Origin of the sequence: Saprospira grandis DSM 2844, assembly GCF_000275825.1 — a bacterium.
Classification (GTDB): Bacteria; Bacteroidota; Bacteroidia; order Chitinophagales; family Saprospiraceae; genus Saprospira; species Saprospira grandis_A.
Window position 1 is genome coordinate 2399736 of sequence record NZ_JH719942.1, and the last position, 24690, is coordinate 2424425.

Sequence of the window (24690 nt, forward strand, 5' to 3'; positions counted from 1 at the left end):
TTATATTCTTATTTTAATAATTACCACTTAATTATATAAGCTATGAAAAATCTAGCAGTTGTAACTTTCATCTTGGCTGTATTTGCCTTCTCTATCACTTCTTGTAAAAAAGTTGATGATCCTCAAGCAGTAACTGTAATGGAAAATCCAGGTATGGCTACTATCTCTGGTATTGTTTACGCTCCCGTAAATGACACTACTTCTGCCGATACTTACGCTCCTAGCGGAACTGAGCTTATCGTTCGCGTTGATCCCGACGATTTCCCTAACGTTTCTGTTTTGAACAACGGTTCTGAGTACATGTACTACCCCGTTACTGTAGGCGCTAATGGTACTTACTCAATCGATGTACCTGCTCCTAAAACTGCAGCTTCTGTACGCATCTATCCTCAAGATTTCCGCGCTAACTACATCGACGGTGCTGGTGATACTGAAAATGCTGAGTTCTACTACAGCGGTGCTTACCTAACTGTATCAGTTTTTGAAGGAGCTACTGTAATCCAAGACTTCAGCTACGCTCGCAACTAAGAGGCTTTCTTTTTTAAGAAGCTAATTAGCCAAAAATATAAAGCCCGATCAGTACGCTGATCGGGCTTTTTCTGTTTTAAATTGGCCAAAATGATTACTGCTCTTCTCCCTTGGGCAGCAAACGGGCCAATAACTCTCTGCGGGCCTCCAGTTGGGCCGTCGCAATAGCTACATTCTCTTTCAATTCCCGATATTGCTGACGAAGAACCTGGTGCTGCAGCCACAAAGCATCATATTCTGCCTTTGGCACCCGCTCCAAATTGGCCAGCCGCTCCTCTTCCTTCCATTTCAAAAAGGTCTTGCGGCTAATCCGATACTTCTGGCAAATCTCATTCAAACTAAGACCCGCTTCCCGCTCAGCCAAAGCCTGCTTTTTTTGTTCTCTAGAAAATTGTCTCATCTCATTGCTTTTTTGCTGTCTGCAACAAAACTAAGAACTTAGCAACAATTCTCTGTTTTTCTGCCTCTTTTTTGGGGCTGCCCCGCCCTGCGGGCGGGTCGGGCTGTGTCAGGGCTCGCAGGTCTGCTCGGCCCTGCAGGCTTTTTCGCTTCGCTTCAAAAGCCTTGGGTCTGCGGCTTCGCCGCCCCCTTATCCATCCCTCAGCCGCCTCGCTTCGCTCCTTTGATATATGGCTTTTGGCCCTAGAAAATTATTCCTTGGTTATTTGTTCGCCAACTAAACCATGTAAGCACTTTATAATTTGATTGCCACCAGCAGGACCAGCATGGTAATGATACCCTCTTAGTTCATCAAAGTGCCCACCACATTCATCTAAATCTTCTGAAGGCTTTCCCGCCTCATCTAATTGAGCATATATGCCAAAACCATCAAGAGCATAGCCAATCATAGGCGCATGACCATCTTCTTGTTTGATCTCTTTTATAGAACCCCTTACCGCATGATAATGATAACCACCATGCGGATTGACATGCCCGCCATGATCATCTAATGGAGCCAAGGTATGAGCAGATAAAATTGCATTCTCTGGGGCAGGTGGATCAAATTTTACCCCATTAAAGGCTAAACCAAGAGCTTTATGCCTAGAATTAGAGGGACGACTGGCGTAAATTGGGCTAATAGGGATGATAAAGGTCGTACTCTGATCCTCAAAGTATTCGGGTAGACACTCTACACAATGATTCTGATAGGCTTTTTCTACATTGGGCTTGGCCGCCCCTAGGCAACCCTCTAAGGTATTTGTTACATTGATGCTGCTGTCTTCTCGGTAAAGTTTCCAGTCGTCATCATCATAAAATTCATCCAAATGTGCAATGAATTCACCCGTAACATCATACACTTTCCCATCCTTAAACCAAATCCCGCCTTTATCCGCCCCATCAGATAAGTGGGTAGGACACCAAGGCCCCATTGGATGCTCCACCGCTCTCGATCTAGATTTAATCAGATAGCAGTTGGTCTCAATCCCATCAAGCTTAACTACTTTTTCTTCTATTTCAGCTAGAAGGTTGTCTGTTATAAAATGACTCGGATCTACTTTGACCACTTTACCTTTTTGCTTGTATTCTACTGGATTACAAGCAAAAAGCAAGTAGCTAACTGTAACTAAAAAAATAAGTTGTTTTTTACTATACATAAAGGAGGTTTCAGCTTAGGACCTCCTCAATCTTAATGCGTTTAATGACGCAGATTAAAAATATGTGCTTGTTAGCTATAGCTCTAGCCACAAAATTATCCCTTTCTCCAGCTCTACTACATAAAATCATCTCTATAGGAATAAAAAGGGTCATCTTTTCTCTTCCATTTCCCCAACACCCTCGGATGAATATCAATTTTTTTAGCAAGCTCAAGCTGCGTCATTCCTCCCCTTATGGCCTCATGAGCTACCTTCTGTTTAAATTCTTTTGTGAATTTCCGTCTCGTTTTTTCAATCAAGCTAATAACTTAGCAATAATTCGCTGTTTTTCTGCCTCTTTTTTGGGGCTGCCCCGCCCTGCAGGCGGGTCGGGCTGTGTCAGGGCTCGCAGGTCTGCTCGGCCCTGCAGGCTCTTTCGCTTCGCTTCAAAAGCCTTTGGTCTGCGGCTTCGCCGCCCCCTTATCCATCCCTCAGCCGCCTCGCTTCGCTCCTTTTAAACAGCTAGCTTTTAATAACTTTAACCCTAAGCTTACTTAAATGAGATTGCTATTTACCCTATTATTACTATTTATTAGCAGCTTAAGCCCTCTTTCTGCCCAAGACTGCTTCAGCCAAACCCAAGCAGAACAGCTCTTAGGCCTACTCGCAGAACATGAACAGATTCTCTGGCTAGAAGAAGCCGGATATCTAGAGGTTTCACTAGATGAAATTAACTATCAATTTGATGCTAGCTGTGGATTTACTTTTTACCTTATTGGCCAAAATAAAAAAGGCCAGCCCTTTAGCCGCCCCCTAATCGCCAAAAAGTTATACCTTAATCAAAATGGACAAAGCCATAACCTCAGTTACTGGCTTAGCCAAAAAGAAAGCAATAGCGGCAATTACCTCATCTGCAATAGCAAAAATGCCTATACCTACCATAAAGGATATTGCCGAGGCCTCAATCGCTGCACCCATGGCGTCAGCCGCATCTCAGAAGCTAAGGCCAGAGCCCTAGGGAGAAGAAGGTGTAAGTTCTGTTGGTAGGGGAGGAGTTGTCTGTAGGATAGACGTTTTATTTATAGATATAAACTGGCTACCCCCACCCACAAAAAAAAGCAGATGCTCTCGCATCTGCTTTTTTTTCCACCGTCGAGACGACTGGATTCGAACCAGTGACCCCTACCCTGTCAAGGTAGTGCTCTAAACCAACTGAGCTACGCCCCGATATATATCCGCTCTTTTCTCCGAGCGGATACAAATGTAAAGCAGGGCCCGCTTTTTTCCAAAACTCTAGCCCGCTTTTTTTCTTCTTTTTTAATTTTCGGCCAAGGCATCTAGCTCCAACCGAAGGTTGTCTATAATAAAACGCTGACGCTGAGGGGTGTTTTTCCCCATATAATAACTAAGCAGCTGCTCCAAATCCGTAGAAGCAGATAAACGCACCGGCTCTAAGCGAATGTCATCCCCAATGAATTGCTTGAATTCATCCGGCGAGATTTCTCCCAATCCCTTAAATCGTGTGACCTCCACATCTCGACCCAGTTTTTTCATGGCCGCCTGCTTCTCTTCTTCCGAATAACAATAGAAGGTCTTTTTCTTGTTGCGCACCCGAAATAAAGGCGTCTCCAGGATGTATAAATGACCATTAGAAACCAATTCCGGGAAAAATTGCAAGAAAAAGGTCAATAACAATAAACGAATGTGCATCCCATCCACATCGGCATCGGTGGCAATGATGACCTTGTTGTAACGCAGTTCATCCAATCCGTCCTCAATGTTTAAGGCATGCTGCAGTAAGTTGAATTCATCATTCTGATAGACCACTTTCTTGGTCAAACGATAACAGTTCAATGGCTTTCCGCGCAAAGAGAATACCGCCTGGGTCTGCACATCCCTAGATTTGGTAATAGACCCACTAGCCGAGTCCCCCTCGGTAATGAAGATCATGCTGTCTTGCGCCCGCTTGTGCTTGCTGTTGTAATGCGCCCGACAATCCCGCAGCTTTTTGTTGTGCAAACTGGCCTTTTTGGCCTTGCTGTTCGCTAACTTCCGAATGCCAGCAATCTCTTTGCGCTCCCGCTCCGATTGAATGATGCGCTTTTGTAAGGATTTAGCCACCTCCGGATTCTTATGTAGGTAGTTGTCCAGCTTATGCCGCAAAAAGTCCGCAACAAAGCTATTCATAGATGGCCCATCTGGCGCCACATGCGTAGACCCCAATTTGGTCTTGGTCTGCGACTCAAATACAGGCTCCATCACCCGAACCGATACCGCCGCCACAATGGCCGTCCGTATGTCCGTGGCATCATAGCTTTTGCCATAAAAGTCTCGAATGGTCTTGACCAAGGCAGTCCGAAAAGCATTCAAATGCGTTCCCCCCTGTGTGGTGTTCTGCCCATTCACAAAGCTTACGTATTGCTCCCCATAGTTGTTCCCATGAGAAAAAGCAATCTCTATGTCTTCTCCCATCAAATGCACTATCGGATAACGCAGTTTCTCCACATCTACCCGATTACTCAAAAGATCAAATAAACCGTTTTTAGAGTAGTAACGCTGGCCGTTCAAATAAATATTCAAGCCCCGATTGAGATATACATAATCCCAAATTCGGTCCTCAATGTACTCCAAATTGAATTTATATTGCTTGAAGATGTTCTCATCAGGTACAAATTCTACATAAGTGCCATTAGGCTCCTCTCTGGCCTCTTCCCACTCTTTAGTCAGCTCTCCAGTGGCAAATTCCGCAATTTTGGTCCTGCCTTCCCGAAATGCCTGCACCTTAAAGTAAGAAGATAAGGCATTTACCGCCTTGGTCCCCACACCATTCAAGCCCACAGATTTCTGAAATACCCGAGAGTCATATTTCCCCCCCGTATTGATCTTCGATACACAATCTACCACTTTGCCCAAGGGAATCCCCCGACCATAATCCCGAATAGAAACCCGACCATCACCCATGACTTTGACCTCAATCTTCTTTCCAGCCCCCATCATGAACTCATCCAAAGAGTTGTCTAAAACCTCCTTGACCAATACATATATTCCATCGTCAGGGCTGTTTCCATTCCCCAATTTTCCAATGTACATCCCAGGCCGCATCCGTATGTGCTCTTTCCAATCTAAAGAGCGGATCGCCTGCTCATCATATTTTACTTGTTTTGCCATTTTCGCTTAATTTCCACAAAATTAAAATTCTTCCCCGAGTTTTGCAGGCTTTTTTGCCTTTCCTCCTCCAAGATGTTTTGGGGCCTCCCGCAGCAAGCTGCGGGCGCTACGCTTTAGGGCTCGCAGGTCTGCTCGGCCCTTCGCCAGCTTCGCTGGCTCGGTCTGGCGCTGCGCGCCACCCTGTCGCATCGCTAGGCCAGGCGCTTCGCGCCTCTGCTGCACATCGCTAGGCCTTTGGCCTTCGGCCATTTGGCGGCTTAAAAGCCGCTGAACTAGCCGCTCCCTCTCCCCAGCAACTCCCCCAAAAGATAAAGAATCCGGATCGCTAGCAGATCGCGAAGCGAAGCCCTTATTTTCAGTGGGGGAATCCCCACTTTTATCGGCTGAGGGATGGATAGCAGTGGCCCAAAGGGCCAGACCAAAGGCAGGCAAAGCCTGCCTGCAGGGCCGAGCAGACCTGCGAGCTGCGACACAGCCCGACCCGACCGTAGGGACAACCAGCCCCAAAGGGGCGCCAGTTCGACAACCGAAGGGCGTAGCGGCAGCCCCTAAAAATAAAACAAATAATTGTAATTTTCAACTCTAAATTAAAACAAAAAGGTATAGCTTTGCTTAAAGCCGCAAAAAGAACCAAGAGTTATATAAAGTTTCTTATCTTAGGTTTAGAATTAGCAAATAGCGCTCTGCCCCCCATTTTATGCAAGTCTTAAGGTTTTTTTAAATCCCTATTAGTTAAGTCTTTAAGGATAGCTTATTTGCTTTGTCATTATTTATCTATCAAACTGTTATTTCGTGGATTTAATCGAATCGAAATCAAAGAAGAGCGAACAACGCCACCCCTGGGAACTGGCCCGTTATGAAGTGATGCGCTCTTTGCTCAAGAAGACCTTTAAGGGCCAAATGCCTAAACAAATTTGGGATGTCGGCTGCGGCGATACCTATTTTGTAGAACGCCTAGCCGCAGAGCTGCCCCAATCGCAACTAAAAGCAATTGATATTGCCTTTACGCCCGAATTGCTGGCCCATTATCGGGCAGAAATGTCGCAACCCAATGTAGAAATTTTTAAGGCCGTAGACGATATTCAGGGCGTACAACAGGTGGACCTCATTTACCTGATGGATGTGATCGAACATATTGAGGATGACCTAGGCTTTCTGCAGTGGCTCCAAAGCTTTCCCGCTATCAATGAGAAAACCTATTTCTTTATTACGGTCCCCGCTTTCCAATCACTCTTTTGCTCGCACGACCGCTATTTACTGCATTACCGCAGATACGATAACCAAAGTTTGCGCGAAACAGTAGAAAAAGTAGGCCTAGAGGTACATGATATTGGCTACTTTTTTAGCTCTCTGCTCTTGCCCCGCCAATTGCAGGTCTGGAAGGAGAATAAACAAGCCCAAAAAGGCGAATTGGAAGATACTACCGGCTTGGTCGAATGGTCTGCAGGCAATTTTAAAACCCAACTGATTAAGAATGTCTTGCTAGCCGATTACCGCTTTGGCCAGTTTTTTAAAAGTATGGGCCTTAAACTACCCGGCCTCTCAAATTATGTAATATGCTCCCCCAAAGCTGCCTCATTGTAGTTCCCTGTTACAACGAGGCCGAACGCCTGGCCTTGGATGAGTTTCGTGCTGTTCTGGCCCGCTGGCCTAATCTGCAGTTCCTTTTTGTCAATGATGGAAGCCAAGATGATACTTGGAGTATGCTTTCGGCTTTTGCCCAGGAAGAAGAAGGAGCCCTAGCCCTTGAGCTGCCCAAAAATAGCGGAAAAGCCGAGGCGGTCCGACAAGGAATGCTGGAGGCACTGCTGCTCTCCGATGCCCAATATATTGGCTTTTTTGATGCCGACCTAGCCACGCCTTTATCCGAAATTGAATGCCTGGCCCAAGGCCTAGAAAAAAACGCCAACTGCTGGATCGCCGCCGGATCTAGGGTGCGCCGATTGGGCAGCCAAATTGAACGAAAACCTATCCGACACTATCTCGGACGCATTTTCGCTACGGTGGTGTCAATTCTACTCGGGATCTCGATCTATGATAGCCAATGTGGCGCTAAGTTGTTCCGCCGCCAAGCCGTAGAAACCCTCTTTGAGGACCTGTTCATCTCTGCTTGGTTCTTTGATGTAGAACTCTTTGCCCGCCTGATTACTAAAGGCCCCAAGCTCCCCATCAATGAGCTGGCCTACGAACAACCCCTGAGAAAATGGAAAGAGGTGGGCGGCTCTAAAATTAAAGCGACGACCTTTCTGAAAGCCCCCTGGGAGCTTTTCCGAATCTATAGACACTATTTTAAATAGGAAAAGGCTGTTGGATACACTCCAACAGCCTTTTGTTTTTAGTAGCTCCAACGAGCCAAAGGAACGGTATCCTGCTGTACAAACTCGCCCGCCAAATACTGGTAATAGGCGGTGATCCCAATCATGCCGGCATTGTCGGTGCAGTACTGAAAGTCGGGAATATAGGTAGCCCAACCCCTTTTTTGCCCTGCCTCGGCTAAAGCCTGCCGCAAAGCAGAATTGGCAGAGACGCCCCCGGCTATCGCCACTTCTTTGATGCCGGTCTGCTTGATCGCTTTCTTCAATTTATTCATCAAGATGCTCACAATCCGCTCTTGAACCGAAGCGACTAGGTTGAGTTGCTCTTCTTCCAAAAATTGAGGGTTTTCTCTGAGCTTTTTCTGAATGAACTGCAAAACATTGGTCTTTAGTCCACTAAAGCTAAAGTTTAGGCCCTCTACCCGAGGCTCCGTAAACTGATAAATGGCCCGCCCTTCCTTGGCCAATTGGTCAATTTTGGGCCCAGCAGGATAACCCAAACCCAGTATTTTCCCAATCTTATCAAAGGCTTCTCCTGCCGCATCATCTATGCTTTCGCCCAAAATGTTCATGCTTAAAGGCGCCCGAACTTCTACAATCTGAGTATGCCCACCCGATACGGTCAAGCATAAAAAGGGAAATTTAGGCTGGGGAGCATCAATCAAATGGGCCATCACATGGGCCTGCACATGGTTCACGGCAATCAAGGGAATGTCTAGGGCCAATGCCAATCCCTTGGCAAAAGATACCCCCACCAAAAGGGCACCCATCAGGCCCGGCCCCCGAGTAAAAGCCACCGCCGATAGCTGCTCCTGAACAATACCGGCCTCTTTCAATGCCGCCTGTACAACCGGCACAATATGCGCCTGATGCGCCCTAGAGGCCAATTCAGGCACCACCCCTCCATAAGCCTCATGCACAGTTTGGCTGGCTCTACAATTGGAGAGTACTTTGGGGCCCTGCATGACCGCCGCGGCCGTATCATCGCAAGAAGATTCTATAGCTAATATATAAGGTAGTGACATGCTCGCTTTGTTTTGTGATCTGTCCGCAAAATTAAGAACTTTCAAGGAATCTGTAGCGCTTTTTTGATTTTTTGGGGCCTCCGCCTCCCTTTGGTCGTCGGCGCTACGTTTCGCAGCTCGCTATTCGCTCGGCCCTGCGGCGGCTTTGCCGCCTTGGTCTGGCGCTTTGCGCCACTGCTGCACATCGCTAGGCCGTTTGGCCTTCGGCCAAGGCGGCAAAGCCGCCTGCTATCTCTCGGCCCAGCAGGCCTTTAGGCCCGCAGGATATTTGGGCCAAAAATACAATCATCTCTCATATTTCGATGCTAAGCGCCTATCCCTAAACTGTAGTAGGCTAAGGCCAGAAAAAAAAGATAGGAGATTATAGATATGCCCAGAGGCGTTTGTAAACTGCAGATTAGCTCCGGGCATCGTTCAGAGCTGTTTTGCAACTGCAAATTAGCTCTGGGCATCGTTTAGAGCTGTTTTGCAACTGCAAATTAGCTCCGGGCATCGTTCAGAGCTGTTTTGCAACTGCAGATTAGCTCTGGGCATCGTTTAGAGCTGTTTTGCAACTGCAAATTAGCTCCGGGCATCGTTCAGAGCTGTTTTGCAACTGCAAATTAGCTCCGGGCATCGTTCAGAGCTGTTTTGCAACTGCAGATTAGCTCTGGGCATCGTTCAGAGCTGTTTTGCAACTGCAGATTAGCTCTGGCGCCACGCCAGAGACGTTTTGCAACTGCAGATTAAGGCTAAACAACTGTTTCTCCCCATTCAGCAACTGCAAATAAACAAGATGCGGCTGTTTGGGCTGTATTTGTATTATCCGCAGGGGGCTAAACTAGCGTTTAGCTGCCGGCTTGGACCAATAAGCGCCTAGAGCATCTCTCTAGGCGCATAAAGCAGAAATTCGTCTAGAAAGGGCCGAAGGCCCGCGGCTGAGGGATGGATAGGGGGGCGGCGAAGCCGCAGACCCAGCTTTTGAGCGCAGCGAAAAAGCGCAGGGCCGAGCGAACAGCGAGCCCCGACACAGCCCGACCCGCCCGCAGGGCGGGGCAGCCCCTAAAAAAAAATAAAAAAAACTTAAGAAGCGAGAACAAACTATGCCCTAGGGAATTCGTCTACGTATAAAAGGTAGTCAAGCAGAGATTAAGGCCCTGTCTTTTAAAAGGAGATCCTTATATTTGCATAAAATTTAGTTAGCCATCGCAAAATCCCAGAGGAATCCGGATACCCCGCAGGTACAGCCCTCTCCAGTAGCCGTAGCGCCAGCATGGCGTTCCTTGCTAAGAAAGCTGTGGACATTAGGCAGTCGTCTAGTGAATGGGACCGTCATCTTAGTATTTTTGTTTTGGATGTTATTTAAGATTCCGGCGGTACAAAATGCTTTGGCCGATTGGATGGCGGATTATCTATCGGAGGAATTGGATTGTCGGGTAGAGATTGGGACCGTAGACATACAGCTATTTAATGAGGCTCACTTTGAGGATTTTTATGTAGAGGACCAGCATGGGGACACTCTTTTGTTTGCGCGTCGATTGGATGCTTATTTGGATCTTTCGGCCTTGGTGCGTCGGCGATTGATTGTGGAGGAAGTGCATTTGGCCAAGGGGCAATTTTACTATCATCGGCCCAAAGGCGAGCGGCAATATAATTTGCAGTTTATCCTTTATTATTTGGCGGGAGACAAAAAGAAGAAAAAGAAAAAGCGCAAGCGGCCAATTGCCCTAGATATTCGGAAAGTGCAGTTAGACAGCATAGACTTTCATATGTTGGATGAGATAGCGGGTAGTTCGGTTAAGGTATTTGCGCCTAATGGGCGCTTGTATGCGCAGAACAGTGATTTGATTACTCAGCTAGTAGATTGTGATTCTCTTTTTTTGGATTCGGCTAGGGTGGCTATACGGATTTTTGAGGGCAGTCCTATGCCAGCAGATCCCAACCCCAATGACAGCTCTAGTTATGTGCAGCCTAAATGGACCGTATATGCGGACAAGCTGCGTTTCAATCATTTTGAGTTTAGTTTATTGAATGAGCGGACGGGCATTCGGCCAGAGTTGCCCTTAGACTTTTCTGATTTGCAGATTGATCCGGCCAACTTTTTTTTAGATGATTTGAGTTTGCGCAATGACAGTTTGCAGGCGCAGGTCTTGCAATTATCGGCCAAAGAAGCCCGAGGGTTTCAGCTAGATAGTTTGCGGGGCGAGCTAATGGTTTGTCCGACCGGCTCGCATTTAAAAAACTTTAAACTACAGACCCCGAATTCGGTATTGGGGCATGAGTTAATCTTCCATTATCCAGAATTTTCTGCCTTTTATGACTTTGTGCATCAGGTAGACATGCGGGCCAAGGGGCGGAATGCCGTGGTATTGTTTCGGGATGTCATGACCTTTGCGCCTAGCTTATATAAGATTCCATTATTTGAGCAAAATAAGGGGCGTTGGATTAGGGGAGATTTTGATTTTGAGGGGCCGGTAGAGCACTTCTTTGTGCGCAATGCCAACTTAGATATAGAGCAAACGCATTTTGAGGGGCAGCTAGAATTTAGGCCCTTTGAGCAATACATGCGGATGGAGCCGGCTGATTTGCGGACGCATACCGATGACATCTTCTCTATGTTTAGTTTTTTGTCCTTACCGAAGCAAATGCAGGCCTTGGCGGCCATGAGTTTTCAGGGAAGTTATGAAGGGAACTTTAATGGGGCCTTTGTGGCCAATGGGCAGCTAATGAGTACCTTAGGTCAGCTTAATGCGGCCTTAAAAATGGACCTGTCTAGAGGTTTGGAGCGAGCGAGCTATGATGGTGAACTACAGTTTAAGAACTTCAATTTGGGGAGTTTGATTGGGATTTCCAAGCTCACGGCCTTGGATGCAGATTTTGACTTAAAGGGGAGTGGGACCAGCTTGAACAGCATGGACGCTAAAATTAACAAGGCCAATATCAATCGGATGGTCTATAATGACTACTCCTATGACACCATTCGTTTAGAGGGGATGCTAGAGCCCTATGCTTTTGCGGGACTTTTGGCCTCTCAGGACCCCAACTTTGATTTGGACCTTTATTGCTCGGCTAATTTGAAAGACAGTCTGCCCAAAATTGAGCTTTTTGGGCAGATTCAGCTCATTGATTTTTACAAAACCAAATTGCTCAGCGATACTTTTCGTTTGGGCATAGAGCGCATTAAGATACAGACCGAGGGGAACAAACTAGAGAACTTCTCGGGGGACATTAGTTTGGAAGACATTGGTATAGATAGAAGCTGGGGGCAATACTATTTGCCAGAAATAAAGCTGCAAGCAGGCGATAGCCTGCTGCTGGGCCGAGATAGTTTGGGCCAAGAAAGAATAGACAGCAGTAGATACCTACGGTTTAGAAGCAACTTTGGGCAAGTGGACCTATTGGGCAACTACGATGAGGTCAATCTGCCTAAATCTCTTTATGCCTTTGTACAAAACAACTACCCCAACTATCTGCGCAACTTTAATTTGGCAAAGGCCAAAGACTCTTTAGCTTTGCAGCAAATGCAAGACAGTCTGCAGCAAGACAGCAGTCTGTTTAGCCTACCAAATCAGGAGGTGCATCTAAGCGTTTGGGTTAATGACAGCAACCACCTCTTACAGCTATTGCATCCTAATCTAGAGGCTTTAGAAGGCTTAAGTTTGCAGTTGGACTATGACAGTCCGGCCGATTCTTTTTATCTAAATGGCGAATTGGGGCGTTTTCGTTGGGCTGGTTTTGAGATGCGGGAAAACAGCTTATTTGCTCGGGGGCGAGACACCACATTTGAGATTCAGACCGGCTTACAATATATGCAGCTCAACGATACGGCTAAGTTGCCCACGCCCAAGGTTCGTTTGCGAGGGAAGGGGGATACGATAGACTACAACATACAGCTAAGCGAAGTGGCCAAATTGGCATCTGATGTAGAGCTAAACGGTCGGTTGACCTTTGAGGAAAAAGCCTTACAATCGAGCTTGAATAACTCGGGTTTGACCTTATTGGATAAAAGCTGGCAGGTAGATGGCAGCAACTACATTCGCTTTGACTTTGGGGAGCAGACCTTAGATGTATCTAACTTAGTTTTGCAAGATAGTGCTGCTTATCAACGCTTGGCGGTAGAAAGCTATGGCAACAAGGGCCTAAAGGCCAACTTGGCCCATATAGATGTGGCCTGGCTATATGATTTGGTCCGCATCAACCTCTTTGATTTGGCGGGGGAGTTGGATGCAGAAATTAGAATTAAAGATGTTTTTAAGCAAGAGGGCTTATTGGCTGACTTTGACTTTCGGAAATTTCATGTAAATGGAGATAATTGGGAAAATCTGCATCTGCGGATAGGAGCTGATAGCTTGAAAAGTCCATTGACAGGTTATTTAGAGCATGCTGGGCCTTTGGTAGACAGTATCAATGCTGACTTTAGTTTTTTGCCAGCCTTTGCGACAGAAGATGAGGATAAGAAAAATGACTTAGAAGTAAACTTTGCCCTTAAAAACGCCAAGGGGCGGATCTTAGAGTATTTCATGGCGGGTATTGTAGAAAATACAACGGGCTTGGCCTCTGCGCGGGGGACAATTAAGCAAGAGAAAGGTAATTTGACTCTATCTGGAGCAGCCGATATAGAAGATTTGGCCACCTCTGTCATCTTCTTGAACAGCCGTTATCGGATGCCCAAGGGGCGGCTCTTGTTGGAGGATAATGGCCTATACTTTGCGCCTAAATTAAAGATATTGGGCCGAGATGCCGACTGTTCGAGTTGTTTGCCCATACGAATCAGCGAGGCGGCGGTCTATTATATCTCGGGTGGAGTCCCTATTATAGACCAAGAAGGGAACACCGGTTATTTGGGCGGAGGCATTACGCATCAACAGCTCAATAAGTGGGGGATAGACATGGACATCGTCTTTGACAACAACCTGAGTTTGAATACGGGGCCGGGCAGTGATATGCCTTTTTATGGAAAGGTCTATGGGACGGGGATTGCTAGCTTTTCGGGTTTATTTACCAATATGAGTCTAAAAGTAGAAGCGGCCACCAACAAGGGCCGAAACAACGAGAAGAGCAAACTCTTTTTGCCCTTGATGGACCCGGTAGAAATTACGCAGGCGGTAGACTTTTTGACCTTTGTGGACAAGATAGCGCAGGCGAATCCCGATTCATTGGAAGCGCAGGATAAAAAGGTGGTGAGGAGTAGTGGTGGAATTGACATAGAGATGGACATACATGCCACTCCAGATGGCATTGCTCGTATTATCATTGATGAAAAGGCGGGAGATATTATTGAGGGTAGGGGAGAGGGCGACCTACAGATCCGTTATAGTCGAACGGGGGAATTGGACCTGCGAGGTTTGTATACGATTACTGCTGGAGACTATTTGTTTACCTACAGGAACCTCATTAACAAAAAATTTGAGGTAGAAAAAGGCGGGACCATACGCTGGTCGGGAGATCCTTATAATGCTGACATCAACATGAAGGCCAAGTATAAGCAATCTTCTAGGTTGTACAACCTTCTATTGTCTTATCAGGAAGAATTGCAGAATGCGACCATTCGCTCGGCGGCCAACAAGCCTGTAGATGTGCAGGTGAACATGTACATGACGGGCTCTTTGATGAAGCCGGATATTAAATTTGGTTTGGAGCTCAATGAAACGGTAGAGGGGAGAGTGGGCACCTTGGCCAAGCTAGCTTTGCGGGCCATTCAGCAAGATGAAAACAAATTGAATCGTCAGGTCTTTGGTTTGATTGCCCTCAATCAGTTTTTGCCAGAGGAAAACTCTGGGGCCAATGTAAACTTGGCGGCCTCTAGCTTTAATACCTTGAGTGAATTGGTCACGCAGCAGTTTTCGCGGCAGATCAACAGCTTGTTATCGGAGGTGGTGGAGGATGTAGATGTCATTTCTAGTGTAGACTTTGACTTTGATTATCGTTTGCAGGAAAACCAATTGGACAATAACAGCACGGCGGGTTCTCAGCTCAATGTGCAATTGGACCAATACTACTTTAAGGATAAATTGCGGGTAAGTATTGGGACCAATTTGGACTTTAACAATGAAGAAAATTTAAATGGTTCGAGTAGTAACTACATTGGTGGCGACTTTATGGTGGAGTACTCGGTGAGTAAGTCGGGTAACCTCAAAGTGCGGGTATATAATAAGAGTGAAACCAGTCTTTTTGGGCCAGTGGTGCGTACGGGGGTGGGGCTATCTTATAATCGGGAATTTGATTCCTTTGAGCAACTGTTTCAAGAAATCAAGAGCAATATCCAGAAAAAAACGGCGGCCCGAAAAGCCAAGAAAGCCAAGAAAAAGAAAGCGCAAGAAGATAGAATGTTGGGCCCATCATAGGGCCGAAGCCGAATGCCAAAAGCAGGGCCGCAGGATGAGCGGTCACAACAAGCCCTTTAGGGCGTCTTCGACGACCAAAGGGAGTAACTGATGTGCAAGGGTGGGCCGAAGCCGAATGCCAAAAGCAGGGCCGCAGGATGAGCGGCCTAGCGATGTGCAAGGGTGGCCGTCAGGCCAGACCGAGCTGGCGAAGCCAGCGAAGGGCCGAGCAGACCTGCGAGCCCTGGAACGTAGCGCCCGCCGCAGGCGGGAGGCCCCAAAAAAGAAGCCCCAGCTAAAAATTAGCTGAGGCTTTTATCATTTAGTTATTTTTGAAAAAAGAACACCACATAATCAAAAATGGCTTCTCGTTTTAGGCGTTTATGTTCTAAACGGCTGGGTGAAAAGGCCTGAAGGGCCTGCAAATAATGCTGCAGTTGATGTTGTTGTGGGTGAAGAATATCGCCGGGCAGGGCCTTAAAAATGGGGTAAAGCCAGGGGTGGCGATGAACATCCGTAGACAAAATCAATTGGCCGCCGGGGGCCAGAGAATCGATTAGATTTTGCAGGCAGCGCTCCCAATTTTGCACATGATTAATGGCATTGAGGCAAAAGATGCTAGAAAACTGCTTGGGCCGTACAAACTCCTCCAAAGTTTGGTTAATGAATTCCGTATTGGGGTAATCATTCCTTTGGAAATGGGGGAGTTTGGCTTCATATTGATTAAAAAGCGGATCGACAGCCGTGATGGCAGCATCCTCTTGCAGCAGGCAAAAAATGCCTGCGGGCCCCGCCCCAGCGTCTAGGATAGGGCCATGGAGCTGCAGGGGAAAATCGGTTTGGAGATCTTGGAGAAAATTGCTCCAGTAGTTCTGTTTCCAATTTAGATAATCAGCGGCTTGTTTTTTGGCCAAATACCCTTGCCACCAGCGGATTTCGGCGGCCTGTGCAATTTTCCAGCGAATGCTCATTACATGCCTTTTTGAGTAGAAAGATAGAGCTCATTGACAAAGCGGAAGAAGGTATTTAGGGCATTTTCCTCTTTGTTTTCTAGATCCCAGATCATTTCTTGGCGAATATAAGGGGCGTTGGCCTTGGGCTTATAGGTATGTACGCTCATATCTTGGAGGCCTTTGGCAAAGCGTTTCATTTCCTTGAGTTCGCGCTCAGAAAAAGTATTGGGTTTGAGGGTATTGACGCGCTCTACTAGGGCGATGGCATTTTCGGGAGAGAAGAAAATGGTTTGGTTATCATTTTTCAGGTAAGCCTTATGCTTGCTATCCATTTTCTTATACTTCTTGCCATTAACCAGGCGATCTTTATCGCTACCAAAGAGGAGTAGATTGCCATCTAGGACCAAATAGAACTTAGGGCTTTGGGGCAGGCTAATTTCGTACTTATTGCTTTTGATTTTTGTGGCAAAGCCTAGAATCTCTACAATCTCGATCAGGTTGAGGATATCTTTTTTGTTGCCATAAGAAGCACCCACTACAAAATTGGGGAGGGGCTTTTCTACTTCCCGCTCTACCATTTCATAATTGTCACTTTCTTCGTTATAGACATAATCCTTATCTATATACTTTTGCATAGACAGGCCATTAAAGGCAATGAAAAGGTCGCCTTTTAGGAAATTGAAGCTGGCTTTTTCATCAATAAAGATTTCCATAAACTTGAAGAGGCGGTCAACGATATCACTTTGGGGACCGGCTTTTTTCTGGGCCAGTTTCTTGAGGCCTTCATAAGTGCCTTCAGGGCTAAAATGCGTGTAGGTATAAAAGATAGTATTTTGGCCATCGAGGTAATTGAGCACCTTGGTATTGGCCTTACTATTGGCAATATCGCTATAGAGGTCAATGTAATCCTGATTGCCATAAAACTTAGACTCGGCCACAATTTTCCCTTTTTCTAGAGAGAGGTCCATCCCCGCATAGAGATCGCCATACATACTGAGCATAAGAGGCATAATTTCTCGCATAAACATAGCGGCTTCTCGGCCAAGTTCGCGGTTGAGGCCTTCAGCGCTTTGGGCATACAGCTGCATAAAACGCTCATAATTGAGCCAAGCACCCATATCGCGGACCGTTGCCTCCCAGTCATTATATACCTTGAGGTTGTTTAGGCTCTCTTGGCTATCCATATTGATGCACTGCTGAAACATATCAAACTGCTTCATGTAGTTCATCTCTTGGCTTTCGGGAGCAAAGAAATTTTCGGGAGTAGAGGCAAAAATAAACAAGACCTTAGCGTTCCAGGCCAAGCTAAAACCCTGCACTTGCAGCCAGTTGTAGCCATCTTTTTGGCTTTTGTTTTTGAACTCTTCCTCCTTAAATAGGGCCTGACAAGCCGCCTCAAACTTTTGGGCATCGGCTAGGGGGGCAATCAGCTGCGCTTCGACTTCTGTCCCATAATCCGTACTAATCTCACTATTAAACAAGAGGTAGCTATTCTGCTCAAGGTTGATCCCGAGCTTTTGGGGATTTTGGAAAAGGTCTTTAAAAAAATCGGGCTCATTGGCGCCCAAAGCAGGCCCAAAGCCTCTAGAAAACTCTTTAATGGCGGGGTATTCCTGCACTTCGCTCCAGTTGGCCTTGTCGTTTAGGTTTTGGGGGCGCAAAACAAAGGTATACATAGCGTCCTGACTAATATATTGCAGGAGCTCACTGCTCTGGGCCCAGCTAATTTGAGCTAGGCAGATGAAGAGAAAAAGGATAGTTTTTTTCATGGGTTGCGATTAAAATAATAATGAAGAATAATTTTTTTTGATTTTGGGGCCTCCTGCCTGCGGCAGGCGCTACGTTTCGGGGCTCGCTGTTCGCTCGGCCCTTCGCTTTTTCGCTGCGCTCAAAAGCTCGGTCTGGCCTTCGGCCACCCCTGCACATCGCTAGGCCAAGCCAGCGCCTGGGGCCAAAATAAGAAGAGAATAAGTTAGACTAGTTCTAATTGTTCATAAAGCTCGGATATTTTTTTGCAACCTTAAGCTTTTTTTAAGAAATTGCAGCTTAGAAGCAAATTGAAAATTGCTATTAACTTAAGGCATTCCGTTTAGCTTTGCAGCTATTATATATAGGTATAAGAAAATCAAAACGCTTTGGCGTTATTTGGGCCCTAGCCAGCGCCTAAAAATAGAAAAAGAGCAAGAACTTAGGCTTTGTAGATGGTTTTTGGCCTTTATTTTAAAAAAATAAAGGCCAAGGCCGTTTAACGAAAATAGGGGGAACTCAGTGGAAAGCCCCATAAAAAGTAGCTGCTAAGGCAGTTAGCGAAACCTTAATGCCCTTAGTTATTTAGACCATATCTAAATAACTTGGACTCTTTATAAACATTTTGGAAATGTTAAGCAACATTGTAAATTTGCGCACAAAGCGACAATGCGGTTTTTTGACAAAAAATTGACAGAAATGATATATCAAAACTTAGTACGCTACTTTTCCCTTGCGTTCCTGTTTTTGGCCCTTTCGTTAGGGGCGCAGGCGCAAGATGCCAAGCATGGTAAGGAATTATTCTTGGCGAACTGTGCCTCTTGTCACAACGCCAACATGAAGGACAATGCGACTGGTCCTGCCCTAGGCGATGTGGAAGCCCGTTGGGCCGAATTTCCGCAAGAAGAGCTTTATGCTTGGATTCGGAACTCTCAGGGTTTAATTGCAGACAATTCAGCAGCGTCTCAAGCGTATGCCGCTGATTTGTACAAAAAGTGGGGGTCAGTGATGACGCCTTTCCCTGCTTTAACAGATGCCGACATTCTAGATATGTTGGTTTACATCCAAAACAAATACGAGTTTGGTTGTGATTCTCCTCCCTGTGTAACGGCTGTTGCAGAAGGAGGCAATGAAGGACCTGCCAAAGAGGATAACTCTAATACGGGGATCATCTTGATCATCTTGGCCGTTGTTTTGGCTTTGAGTACGGTCTTCTTGGCTCGTTACATCAACAACCTAAACCGTCTGGCTGCCCAGAAAACAGGTGGAGAGCCTGTGGCTAACAAATCATTTTTGCAAATTGTGCTCAATCCTACGATTGTTCGTTTGTTGATTTTTGCTCTAGTGATTTTTGGTGGCTATACTACGGTAAACAATGCGATCAATTTGGGCCGTCAGCAAAACTACGCACCCGAGCAGCCTATTAAGTTTTCTCATGCTTTGCATGCGGGCAAAAATGGCATCGATTGCCAGTATTGCCATGATGGCGCTCGCCGCTCTAAGCATGCGGTAATTCCTGCTATGAACACTTGTATGAACTGCCACACTGCAGTGAAAAAAGGACCAGAGCATGGAACAGCAGAAATCTTGAAGATTTATGCTTCTACTGGATTTAACCCCATTTCTATGGAAACAGCTGAATATGGCGCTTACTTTAGCGATACAGTAAGCTTGGAAAGCCGTTTGGCCGTATATGAAAAATGGCTCAAAGCTTCTAATGAGGGCATGGCAGAAGGCGATATCAAAACGCAATTGGCTGCTGTACCTCAGTTTATCCAGACTTCAGAAGAGAGCAAATTGGTAAATACTAAGCCGGTAAGCTGGATTCGTATTCACAACCTTCCCGATCATGTTTACTTTAATCACTCTCAGCACGTAACTGCGGGTAAAGTAGAGTGTCAGGATTGCCATGGTGCTGTAGAGGAAATGGCTGTAGTAAAACAGCATGCTCCTCTTTCTATGGGATGGTGTGTAAACTGTCACCGTCAGACCAAGGTGAAGTTTGACGAAAACGCCTACTATCAGGCCGATTACTACAAGCAGTACGAAGAGTACCACAAAGAGATTCAAGAAGGTGGCGTAACCGTAGAGGAAATCGGTGGTCTTGAGTGTCAGAAGTGTCACTACTAGCATAAGATACAACAGGAGGTTGGGCCAGAGGGCTCAACTTTCTGCTGTTGTTTGAGTAAATACTAATTAGCAAAATTCTGGGAGCAATCCCGTACAACATATTTTATCTTCAAGCGATATGAGCAAACAGGAGAATACTAACAAGGTTTGGGTTAGTGTAGAAGATTTGACCCAAGATGCTGAGTTTATCAAAGCACAGCAAAATGAGTTTCCTGCATCGGAAGAGCAGACGGAGGGCGAGGGCCCTAGCCGTCGTGATTTTTTGAAATACGTAGGTTTTGGATTGGGTGCAGCTACTTTGGCTAGCTGTGAAATTCCCGTAAAACGGGCCATCCCTTATTTGGTGAAGCCCGAGGAAATTGTTCCTGGTGTGGCTACCTATTATGCCTCTACCTTTCTTAATGGTGGAGATTGTGTACCCGTTCTAGTAAAAACTAGAGAGGGACGTCCAATTAAAATTGAAGGGCATCCTAATGCCTTTACTCAAGGCGGAACTTCTGCTCGCACACAAGCTTCTGTTCTAGATCTATATGATACAAATCGCATCAAGTCTGCCGGAAAGGTAGCTGGCGATAAGTACGAAGAAATGAGCTGGACTGCCCTAGATAAAGAGGCCAAGAAAGCATTGTCTGCTGCTTCTAAAGTAGCTATCGTTTCTCATACCGTACTCAGCCCTTCTTTGGAGCGCGCTATTGCGGACTTCAAAGCAACTTATGCTGGAGCTGAGCATATTCAATACGATCCTTTTTCTTCTTCTGCTTTGCTAGAAGCCAATAAGGAGATGTATGGCAAGTCGGCTATTCCTAACTACCGTTTCGAGCAAGCCAAATGTATTGTTGGTATTGATTGTGACTTCTTAGGAACATGGATCTCTCCAGTAGAGTTTAGCGTAGATTATGCCAAGAGCCGTAAACAAAACTTTCCAATGAAAACCTTTGTAGATAGCAAAGGGGAAGTGGCCGATAAGGTAGAAAAGGAAATGAGCGTACACATTCAGTTTGAGGCAAATATGTCTATGACTGGATCTAATGCAGATCACCGTGTATTGATTAAGCCTTCTGAACAAGCCATGGCCGTTAAAGCACTTTATAATGAAGTAGCAGCACTAACGGGCAATTCTGGCGGAGCAGCTTCTGCTAAGTTTAGCTGGACCAAAGCCAATAAAGCCATTAAGAGCACGGCCAAGAAATTGGTTGCTGCCGCTAAAACTGGTGCTTTGGTGGTTTGCGGTATCAACGATGTAAATATCCAAAAAGTAGTTAATGGAATCAATGAGATGCTAGGTGCCTATGGCAAAACTATCATCTGGAGCGGTTACTCTAAGCAACGCAAAGGAAATGATACTAGCATCAAAAACTTGGTAAATAACTTAGGTAACTATGATGCAGTGATCGTAATGGGCGCTAACCCCGCTTATGATTTGCCTGCTTTGGCTGCTCAGTTTGCTACTGCTTTGAAAAAAATGACCGCAGCTAAGAAATTTACAGTGGCCTTTAATGCTGCTTTAGATGAAACTGCTGCCCTTTGTCAATATGTTGCTCCTGATCATCATTATCTAGAGGCTTGGGGTGATGTTAACCCCAAACAAGGAGAGTACTATATCGTACAACCCACCATTAACCCCTTGTTCAAAACACGTGCTGCAGGTCAGACACTATTGACTTGGGCCAATAAAGCCATGCAAGGCGAACAGCCTTATTTTGAATATATCAAAGCATTCTGGACCAGCGAGTTGTTTGCTGCTCAGAACCGCTTTATGACCAAAGCTTCTTTCTGGACCAACGTACTGCATGACGGTATGTTGAAGCTCTCTAACCCCGATGCCGCTCCTGGTATTAAGGCAACGGTAGCTGCTGCTCCTGTAGAAGAAGCCAAAGATGGAGAAGAAACTACAGTAACTGCTGTTCCTACTCCTAGCGAAAAAGAAGAAACTGTAGAAGAGGAAGTGGCTCCTGTTGCAAGTAGTGGCGCTTTGAGCATTGCTCAAGCAGCCTTGTCTAGCTTGTCTGAGAAGAGCAGCGATGCCCTAGAGGCCGTTTTCTACGAAACAGTAGCACTTGGTTCTGGTCAGTATGCCAACAACCCTTGGTTGCAGGAAATGCCTGATCCCGTAATGCGTACCACTTGGGATAACTTTATTGCAATTCCTGTAAAATGGAATGGCGATAATGATTATACAACACCTTACGATAACATGAAAGATGGGGATATCGCTGAGATTAAAATTGGCGAAAACACTTATCAGTTGCCTGTTATCCGTCAGTTCGGTTTGCACCCCCAAACTATTGCTATTGCATTGGGTTATGGTCGCACAAAAGCCGGAAAAGCGGGTAACCTAGTCGGTAAGAACCTCTTCCCTGAGTGTAAAAACTTTACTTATAGCTCTGCTAGCGTAAGCGCTCCTACTAAGGTGGGCCGCGACGCTCAGTTTGCTTGTGTGCAAATGCACCATACGTACGGCTTGACCTCTAAAGATGAATCTGGAAAAACTATCGTTGATGAGTCTACTGGCAAGCCATTTAATGTGGATGAGCAGGTATTGGGCCACCGTGGTTTCCAAGGCTCACTAACCAACCGCTCGGTATTCTTTCAATCTTCAGCTAAAGATCTTAAGTCTGGTCTCAAAGAACTACACGCTAAGCGTAAGAACTATCAGTACCTGAATGACAAAGGCCTTTATCCTGATAGAAATGAGGTATATGGTACTGGTCACTGGTGGGCCATGTCTATCGACTTGAACGCCTGTACAGGTTGTGGTGCTTGTACCGTAGCTTGTATGGCGGAAAACAACGTTCCCGTTGTTGGTAAGTTTGAGGTATCTAAGGCACACGAAATGACTTGGTTGCGTATTGACCGCTACTACTACGGTGATGAAGAGACACCCAATACGGCTTATATGCCCATGATGTGTCAGCACTGTGATAACGCTCCTTGTGAGAACGTTTGTCCTGTAGCCGCAACCAACCACAGTTCTGAAGGTTTGAACCAGATGACTTATAACCGCTGTATTGGTACTCGTTACTGTGCCAACAACTGCCCTTATAAAGTACGTCGTTTCAACTGGTTGGACTACACTTCTGCCGATACATTTGCTTTGAATGAAGTAGATATGAACCGCGGAATGGAGAACGATGAGTACTATACTTATATGACAGATAACCTTACTCGTATGGTCCTCAACCCTGATGTGACTGTTCGCTCAAGAGGTGTTATTGAGAAGTGTAGCTTCTGTGTACAACGTTTGCAAGAGGCTAAATTGACTGCAAAAGTAGAGGGCCGCCGCCTTATGGATGGCGATGTAAAAGTAGCTTGTCAAGCTGCTTGTCCTACTGGCGCTATCGCTTTTGGAGACCGCAACGACAAAGAAAGCCAAGTTCTAGCTTGGATGGAGTCTGCTCGTGGTTACCTCGCCTTGGAAGAAGTAAATGTTCGTTCTGCTGTAACCTACTTGATGAAGGTGCAGAATACAGATGTGAACTTCGCTTAATTTTAGAATAAAGAATCGTCTATTATCATAAAATCAAACTCTTATGAGCTCAGTTGTATCAGATATTCGCCCACCATTAGTAATGGGCAATAAGACATATCATCAGATTACTGAGGATATCTGTTCCCCAACGGAGGAGTTGCCCAATGGTAAATGGGTAATGCTCTTGTTGGGCGCTTTGGGGCTACTCGCCTTTGGTGCTTTGGCCTTGTTTGTTACCATCTGGTTTGGAATTGGTAGCTGGTACCTCAACCGTACTGTAGGTTGGGGTTGGGATATTACCAACTTTGTATGGTGGGTAGGTATCGGTCATGCCGGTACACTTATCTCGGCCATCTTGCTGCTTTTTCGCCAAAAATGGCGTACGGGGGTAAACCGTGCCGCAGAGGCGATGACCATTTTTGCCGTAATCTGTGCGGCGCTCTTCCCAGGTATTCACATGGGACGTATTTGGTTGGCCTTCTTCGTTTTCCCTTATCCTAACACACGTGGTCCTTTGTGGGTAAACTTCAACTCACCACTACTTTGGGATGTATTCGCTATCTCTACTTACTTTACTGTATCGCTTTTGTTCTGGTACATGGGACTGATTCCTGACTTCGCAACTATTCGCGACCGTGCCAAGGGCTTCCGTAAGCGTATTTATAACTTTGCCTCTTTTGGTTGGACTGGTTCTGCCAAGCACTGGCAACGTTGGGAGGCCATGGCTTTGGTTCTTTCTGGATTAGCTACTCCTCTTGTACTTTCTGTACACACCATTGTATCTTTTGACTTTGCTACCTCTGTTGTACCCGGATGGCATACCACGATCTTCCCTCCCTACTTTGTAGCAGGTGCGATCTTCTCTGGTTTTGCTATGGTGCAAACACTAATGATCCTAACCTCAATTGCTTTGCCGCAGCTGAAAGATTATATCACGCAGCAGCATATTGAGTCAATGAACAAGGTAATTGTTTTGACCGGTTCAATTGTAGGTGTAGCTTACTTGACTGAGCTTTTCATCGCTTGGTACTCTGGTTATGTCTATGAGCAGTTTGCTTTCTATAACCGTGCATTAGGTCCTTACTGGTGGTCTTACTTCGCTATGATGACTTGTAACGTAATCACACCCCAGTTTTTCTGGGTGAAGCGCCTGCGCAGAAGTGTTTTGGTTACTTTTATCCTTTCTATTGTAGTAAACATCGGAATGTGGTTTGAGCGCTTCGTTATTATCGCAACAACCCTACACCGCGATTTCTTGCCTTCTAGCTGGAGCTATTACTCTCCTTCTTGGGTAGAGGTTGGGGTATACCTCTTCACTTTTGGCCTCTTTGGCGTTCTTTACCTCATTTTTATGCGTGTGGCTCCAGTTGTAGCTATCGCCGAGGTGAAATCTATCTTGAAGAGCTCTGGTGATCAGTATTGTGGTGAAAATATGCACCAACATACAACTGCTGAAGAACTAAGCAGCGAAGCCTAATCC

15 protein-coding genes and 1 tRNA gene are annotated in these 24690 nt (G+C 45.9%); 8 read left to right on the forward strand and 8 right to left on the reverse strand.

The genetic code is table 11. The features are described 5' to 3' along the window. Positions 1-42: 42 nt before the first annotated feature. Positions 43-528 (forward strand): hypothetical protein, encoded by a 486-nt coding sequence (locus tag SAPGRDRAFT_RS11050; RefSeq protein ID WP_002659344.1) that lies wholly within the window; start codon positions 43-45, stop codon positions 526-528. Positions 529-622: 94 nt separating this feature from the next. Here the strand turns inward: SAPGRDRAFT_RS11050 and SAPGRDRAFT_RS11055 are convergent, their stop codons facing one another. From SAPGRDRAFT_RS11055 to SAPGRDRAFT_RS11065, 3 genes are all read right to left on the reverse strand, one after another. Beyond that, positions 623-928, reverse strand: coding sequence for a transposase (locus SAPGRDRAFT_RS11055; RefSeq protein ID WP_002659345.1), 306 nt, complete (start codon positions 926-928; stop codon positions 623-625). 250 nt (positions 929-1178) lie between these two features. Beyond that, entirely contained in the window at positions 1179-1910 is a 732-nt protein-coding gene (locus SAPGRDRAFT_RS11060; RefSeq protein WP_253271311.1) for a YHYH protein, read from the reverse strand. Between the two features lie 329 nt (positions 1911-2239). Beyond that, on the reverse strand, positions 2240-2422 hold the full coding sequence (locus tag SAPGRDRAFT_RS11065) for a transposase (protein WP_051018626.1): 183 nt from the start codon (positions 2420-2422) through the stop codon (positions 2240-2242). Between the two features lie 238 nt (positions 2423-2660). On the opposite strand from SAPGRDRAFT_RS11065, the gene SAPGRDRAFT_RS11070 reads away from it, so the two are divergent. Beyond that, positions 2661-3149, forward strand: coding sequence for a hypothetical protein (locus tag SAPGRDRAFT_RS11070; protein ID WP_002659347.1), 489 nt, complete (start codon positions 2661-2663; stop codon positions 3147-3149). A gap of 105 nt (positions 3150-3254) precedes the next feature. Here SAPGRDRAFT_RS11070 and SAPGRDRAFT_RS11075 read toward each other — a convergent pair. After that, positions 3255-3329: transfer RNA gene (locus SAPGRDRAFT_RS11075), tRNA-Val, on the reverse strand. Between the two features lie 90 nt (positions 3330-3419). Then, on the reverse strand, positions 3420-5270 hold the full coding sequence (locus SAPGRDRAFT_RS11080) for a DNA topoisomerase IV subunit B (protein WP_002659348.1): 1851 nt from the start codon (positions 5268-5270) through the stop codon (positions 3420-3422). A 792-nt stretch (positions 5271-6062) separates the two neighbouring features. Between SAPGRDRAFT_RS11080 and SAPGRDRAFT_RS11090 the strand changes: the two genes are divergently transcribed. Both SAPGRDRAFT_RS11090 and SAPGRDRAFT_RS11095 read left to right on the forward strand, forming a co-directional pair. Further along, positions 6063-6854, forward strand: coding sequence for a class I SAM-dependent methyltransferase (locus tag SAPGRDRAFT_RS11090; protein WP_002659349.1), 792 nt, complete (start codon positions 6063-6065; stop codon positions 6852-6854). After that, entirely contained in the window at positions 6827-7567 is a 741-nt protein-coding gene (locus tag SAPGRDRAFT_RS11095) for a dolichyl-phosphate beta-glucosyltransferase (RefSeq protein WP_002659350.1), read from the forward strand. Before SAPGRDRAFT_RS11090 ends, SAPGRDRAFT_RS11095 begins: the two co-directional genes overlap by 28 nt. Before the next feature lie 38 nt (positions 7568-7605). On the opposite strand, the gene tsaD is transcribed toward SAPGRDRAFT_RS11095, so the two are convergent. Next, the gene (gene tsaD, locus SAPGRDRAFT_RS11100) at positions 7606-8610 is read right to left on the reverse strand and encodes a tRNA (adenosine(37)-N6)-threonylcarbamoyltransferase complex transferase subunit TsaD (protein ID WP_002659351.1); all 1005 of its coding nucleotides are present in this window, start codon (positions 8608-8610) and stop codon (positions 7606-7608) included. Positions 8611-9872: 1262 nt separating this feature from the next. Between tsaD and SAPGRDRAFT_RS11110 the strand changes: the two genes are divergently transcribed. Next, the gene (locus tag SAPGRDRAFT_RS11110) at positions 9873-14933 is read left to right on the forward strand and encodes a translocation/assembly module TamB domain-containing protein (protein ID WP_253271312.1); all 5061 of its coding nucleotides are present in this window, start codon (positions 9873-9875) and stop codon (positions 14931-14933) included. A gap of 305 nt (positions 14934-15238) precedes the next feature. Here the strand turns inward: SAPGRDRAFT_RS11110 and SAPGRDRAFT_RS11115 are convergent, their stop codons facing one another. Together SAPGRDRAFT_RS11115 and SAPGRDRAFT_RS11120 are read right to left on the reverse strand one after the other, a co-directional pair. Next, the gene (locus tag SAPGRDRAFT_RS11115) at positions 15239-15883 is read right to left on the reverse strand and encodes a class I SAM-dependent methyltransferase (RefSeq protein ID WP_002659354.1); all 645 of its coding nucleotides are present in this window, start codon (positions 15881-15883) and stop codon (positions 15239-15241) included. Continuing rightward, positions 15883-17634, reverse strand: a complete 1752-nt coding sequence (locus tag SAPGRDRAFT_RS11120; protein WP_002659355.1) for a DUF4836 family protein — start codon at positions 17632-17634, stop codon at positions 15883-15885. Before SAPGRDRAFT_RS11120 ends, SAPGRDRAFT_RS11115 begins: the two co-directional genes overlap by 1 nt. Positions 17635-18310: 676 nt before the next feature. Between SAPGRDRAFT_RS11120 and SAPGRDRAFT_RS11125 the strand changes: the two genes are divergently transcribed. The 3 genes from SAPGRDRAFT_RS11125 to nrfD all read left to right on the forward strand — a co-directional run bounded on the left by SAPGRDRAFT_RS11125 (position 18311) and on the right by nrfD (position 24687). Continuing rightward, complete coding sequence (locus tag SAPGRDRAFT_RS11125) at positions 18311-19741, forward strand: c-type cytochrome (protein WP_002659356.1); 1431 nt, start codon at positions 18311-18313, stop codon at positions 19739-19741. 118 nt (positions 19742-19859) lie between these two features. Continuing rightward, positions 19860-23228 carry a TAT-variant-translocated molybdopterin oxidoreductase gene (locus SAPGRDRAFT_RS11130; protein ID WP_002659357.1) on the forward strand — a complete coding sequence of 1123 codons (3369 nt, stop codon included), beginning with the start codon at positions 19860-19862 and terminating at the stop codon, positions 23226-23228. Between the two features lie 43 nt (positions 23229-23271). Beyond that, on the forward strand, positions 23272-24687 hold the full coding sequence (nrfD, locus tag SAPGRDRAFT_RS11135) for an NrfD/PsrC family molybdoenzyme membrane anchor subunit (RefSeq protein WP_002659358.1): 1416 nt from the start codon (positions 23272-23274) through the stop codon (positions 24685-24687). Positions 24688-24690: the final 3 nt, after the last annotated feature.

Bases quoted from the DNA above. Each gene is read 5' to 3' on its own strand.
- SAPGRDRAFT_RS11115 (WP_002659354.1), bottom strand. From the start codon at position 15,883: ATGAGCATTCGCTGGAAAATTGCACAGGCCGCCGAAATCCGCTGGTGG.
- SAPGRDRAFT_RS11130 (WP_002659357.1), top strand. From the start codon at position 19,860: ATGAGCAAACAGGAGAATACTAACAAGGTTTGGGTTAGTGTAGAAGAT.
- SAPGRDRAFT_RS11055 (WP_002659345.1), bottom strand. From the start codon at position 928: ATGAGACAATTTTCTAGAGAACAAAAAAAGCAGGCTTTGGCTGAGCGG.
- SAPGRDRAFT_RS11070 (WP_002659347.1), top strand. From the start codon at position 2,661: ATGAGATTGCTATTTACCCTATTATTACTATTTATTAGCAGCTTAAGC.
- SAPGRDRAFT_RS11080 (WP_002659348.1), bottom strand. From the start codon at position 5,270: ATGGCAAAACAAGTAAAATATGATGAGCAGGCGATCCGCTCTTTAGAT.
- SAPGRDRAFT_RS11125 (WP_002659356.1), top strand. From the start codon at position 18,311: ATGATATATCAAAACTTAGTACGCTACTTTTCCCTTGCGTTCCTGTTT.
- nrfD (WP_002659358.1), top strand. From the start codon at position 23,272: ATGAGCTCAGTTGTATCAGATATTCGCCCACCATTAGTAATGGGCAAT.
- SAPGRDRAFT_RS11120 (WP_002659355.1), bottom strand. From the start codon at position 17,634: ATGAAAAAAACTATCCTTTTTCTCTTCATCTGCCTAGCTCAAATTAGC.
- SAPGRDRAFT_RS11095 (WP_002659350.1), top strand. From the start codon at position 6,827: ATGCTCCCCCAAAGCTGCCTCATTGTAGTTCCCTGTTACAACGAGGCC.
- SAPGRDRAFT_RS11050 (WP_002659344.1), top strand. From the start codon at position 43: ATGAAAAATCTAGCAGTTGTAACTTTCATCTTGGCTGTATTTGCCTTC.
- tsaD (WP_002659351.1), bottom strand. From the start codon at position 8,610: ATGTCACTACCTTATATATTAGCTATAGAATCTTCTTGCGATGATACG.